Source organism: Wolbachia endosymbiont of Cylisticus convexus (assembly GCF_003344345.1).
The window spans coordinates 1-2,540 of record NZ_QPIP01000200.1; the positions used below are offsets into that span (position 1 = coordinate 1).

Annotated in this window: 6 protein-coding genes and 1 pseudogene; 4 read left to right on the forward strand and 3 right to left on the reverse strand. The window is 33.1% G+C overall.

Annotated features, from left to right (window positions below):
- The first annotated feature begins 67 nt into the window (after positions 1 to 67).
- The 4 genes from Wcon_RS13590 to Wcon_RS13605 all read left to right on the forward strand — a co-directional run bounded on the left by Wcon_RS13590 (position 68) and on the right by Wcon_RS13605 (position 1,084).
- Positions 68 to 199, forward strand: a complete 132-nt coding sequence (locus Wcon_RS13590; protein ID WP_338062146.1) for a hypothetical protein — start codon at positions 68 to 70, stop codon at positions 197 to 199.
- Entirely contained in the window at positions 153 to 332 is a 180-nt protein-coding gene (locus Wcon_RS13595; RefSeq protein ID WP_458694579.1) for a helix-turn-helix domain-containing protein, read from the forward strand. The genes Wcon_RS13590 and Wcon_RS13595 overlap by 47 nt, the downstream gene beginning before the upstream one ends.
- A 24-nt stretch (positions 333 to 356) precedes the next feature.
- Entirely contained in the window at positions 357 to 497 is a 141-nt protein-coding gene (locus Wcon_RS13600) for a hypothetical protein (RefSeq protein WP_458694580.1), read from the forward strand.
- Between the two features lie 266 nt (positions 498 to 763).
- Entirely contained in the window at positions 764 to 1,084 is a 321-nt protein-coding gene (locus Wcon_RS13605; protein WP_458694584.1) for an integrase core domain-containing protein, read from the forward strand.
- Between the two features lie 34 nt (positions 1,085 to 1,118).
- Here Wcon_RS13605 and Wcon_RS10360 read toward each other — a convergent pair.
- The 3 genes and pseudogenes from Wcon_RS10360 to Wcon_RS13185 form a co-directional block, all read right to left on the reverse strand.
- Positions 1,119 to 1,696, reverse strand: a pseudogene (locus Wcon_RS10360) (IS4-like element ISWosp2 family transposase); the annotation flags it as partial.
- A 110-nt stretch (positions 1,697 to 1,806) separates the two neighbouring features.
- On the reverse strand, positions 1,807 to 2,046 hold the full coding sequence (locus tag Wcon_RS13180) for a hypothetical protein (protein WP_114516984.1): 240 nt from the start codon (positions 2,044 to 2,046) through the stop codon (positions 1,807 to 1,809).
- A gap of 213 nt (positions 2,047 to 2,259) precedes the next feature.
- Entirely contained in the window at positions 2,260 to 2,439 is a 180-nt protein-coding gene (locus tag Wcon_RS13185) for a transposase DNA-binding-containing protein (RefSeq protein WP_179947458.1), read from the reverse strand.
- Positions 2,440 to 2,540: the final 101 nt, after the last annotated feature.

Sequence of the window (2,540 nt, forward strand, 5' to 3'; positions counted from 1 at the left end):
AAACAAGACTTGATCTGACACTTTAGAAAAGTAAGTTATAAAATAATAAAAGAAAGGAGTGTTAGATATGAGTACAATACAAGCAAAAATACTAAAACCAAAGTTAGGGTTATTAGAGCTAGCAAAACAATTAGGAAATGTATCTCAAGCGTATGGGCTACTCAAGAGATACGTTTTATCGATTCAAGGAATTATATGAAAATGGAGGAGAAGAAGCACTGCATGAGATAAGTAAGAAAAAATCACTTATGGCAAACAGAGTTTCCGAAGACATAGAAAGAGCAGATCGCAACAGAATTTCCAGCATATGGACAATAAAGAGCTGCAAATGAGCTGAGAAAAAGGGATTTCCGAAGGTGGTTGTATGGCTAAGAAACGATATTGAAACGTTCAAAAAAAGACTTAAAGCTCTTGAAGCGAAGGTTGCACAAGATGGCATAATTTTAACTGAAGAGCAACTTGCAGCTTTAGAGAAAGTGAAAGAACAAAGATGGTGAAATTGAAACACTGGTTACTTAGGTTCTCAAGACACTTATTATGTAGAAGGGTATAGGACCAGCAAACTTTTATTGATACCTATTCAAGGGTTGCTATGGCAAAGCTTTATACAGACAAAACTGCAATTACTGCTGCAGATCTTCTTAATGATAGAGTCATACCATTCTTTGATGGACAAAAGTACCATTATCCCGCATTTTGACTGATAGGGGTACGGAATACTGTGGCAAACCAGAAAATCACGCTTATCAGCTATATTTAGGAATTGAAAACATTGATCATTCAAGAACTAACCCCACAAACTAATGGCATATGTGAGAGGTTTCATAGAACTATGCAAGATGAGTGTTACAATATTATCTTTAGAAAGAAAATCTACAGTTCTTTGGAAGATTTGCAGATAGATGTTGATCATTGGTTGCGTTCTTACAATGAGACAAGACCTCATTCAGGTAAATATTGCTATGGCAAAACACCGATGCAGACTTTTCTTGATAGCAAACATATTGCTTTTCAGAAAAATATTAGTAGCATCAAACAAGAGACTGATATTAGTTTTAACTACCTCAATCCTTCTGTCAGTTAATTCTTGCCTGTCAGATTAAGTTGTGTCTAGTACATAAGGTAGTACACGGTAATAGTTCTTGCGATTGTTGTAATAAAGAAAATTCTCCATGCAATCACTGTTAGATATCTCATTAGCCTTTCTGCTGTTGCAAGCTTCAATTTTGAGGCCAGATTTTAAAATTTTGTGTAATATCTCTATTTTCCATCTAAGACAATAACTTTTTCAATAGCCTCGTTAAAGCTGTTGACTGGAATAATAGCATCCATTCTAGTGGATCTATTTCAGGCAAAGAGTCTTTTTCAACAACATAGACTGCATACAGTGGAAGATTAGGTAAATTTTCCGTTTTATGCCTAATATTATTTTTAGATAAATTCATCATGAAGCTTCCAAACCTAACCTCTAAATATGCCGTCCTTTTTGGCTTATTATCTTTTGCAGGAATTTCAACTTTTATTATACCTGCACAATTAATAACTTCCCGCAACTTTTGTTCGTTTTTTCTAGGACATCGATATTTTCTATTCTATTTTGGCAAGCTCTTACTAAAACTGCTGAGTTAAGACTATGTGCAACTTCAAATAAATCATACATATCTGCTTCCCTATCGCATACAGTTATAGCTTCCATAGGCGTCAAGTTAAGGAAAAGTAGCATAAGAAAGAAGAGAAGCGGTAAAAATTATTTTAGACATTAAACGATAAAATTAGTAATTTATAGACTCTTAAAAAAAAATTATCTTATTTTAGATCAAGATTTCTTAAAAAATAAATATAACAAATAAACCTTAAATGGTTGCTATATTGGGCGTATTCTCTTAACTTGACGCGTATGGTTATAGCTTCAGTCTGAGATGAATCTAGACTAATGTTTGTTTCTTTTAAAGTTTCTATCCACTTTATACTCTCTTTATCTTCAATATGGACAGTATCGTTTTTCTTAACATGGCTTTTATCTTCTTCAGAAATAGTAGGCCTCAAGTAAACCTTTTATTCCTAGCGCCAAGCCTTCTGTACTCACAGTAAAGGCTGTTTAGGTTTGTCCCTTTTTCTTGAAATATCTCCCAATCCTCTTGTTTTTTTATGGTGAGTATATGAAATGTAATTTGTATCACAAGAACTCTTTTGTGAGCTTTCATTCTTTCAGCTGTTTTAGCAACATGTGAAGCCAAAATCTCACTTTCTTTTACATTCTTATTTTGAAAAAAGCGTTTGCTTCAGACCAACTTTCACATGCCTGATTGATTGAACTTTCAGGCGATTCAGCAAAACTATTTTTAAAAGCCTCTTACTTGATCTTATATCACCAAAATTAACAATTCCAAATTTACTTTCTGCCCATTTACCAGTTGAGGTGCTTATATTTCTTTTCATCATATATTCCATTTTTAGATCATAGATCTATTTATAATAGAAAGTTGAATTAGTAAAATAGCAGCTTTTTCTCCATTTATAGATTTATGGGTAATAGTAAG

What these genes read in the sequence shown, in the direction of transcription:
- Wcon_RS13590 (WP_338062146.1), top strand. Translation starts at nt 68, where the DNA reads ATGAGTACAATACAAGCAAAAATACTAAAACCAAAGTTAGGGTTATTA.
- Wcon_RS13595 (WP_458694579.1), top strand. Translation starts at nt 153, where the DNA reads ATGGGCTACTCAAGAGATACGTTTTATCGATTCAAGGAATTATATGAA.
- Wcon_RS13185 (WP_179947458.1), bottom strand. Translation starts at nt 2,439, where the DNA reads ATGAAAAGAAATATAAGCACCTCAACTGGTAAATGGGCAGAAAGTAAA.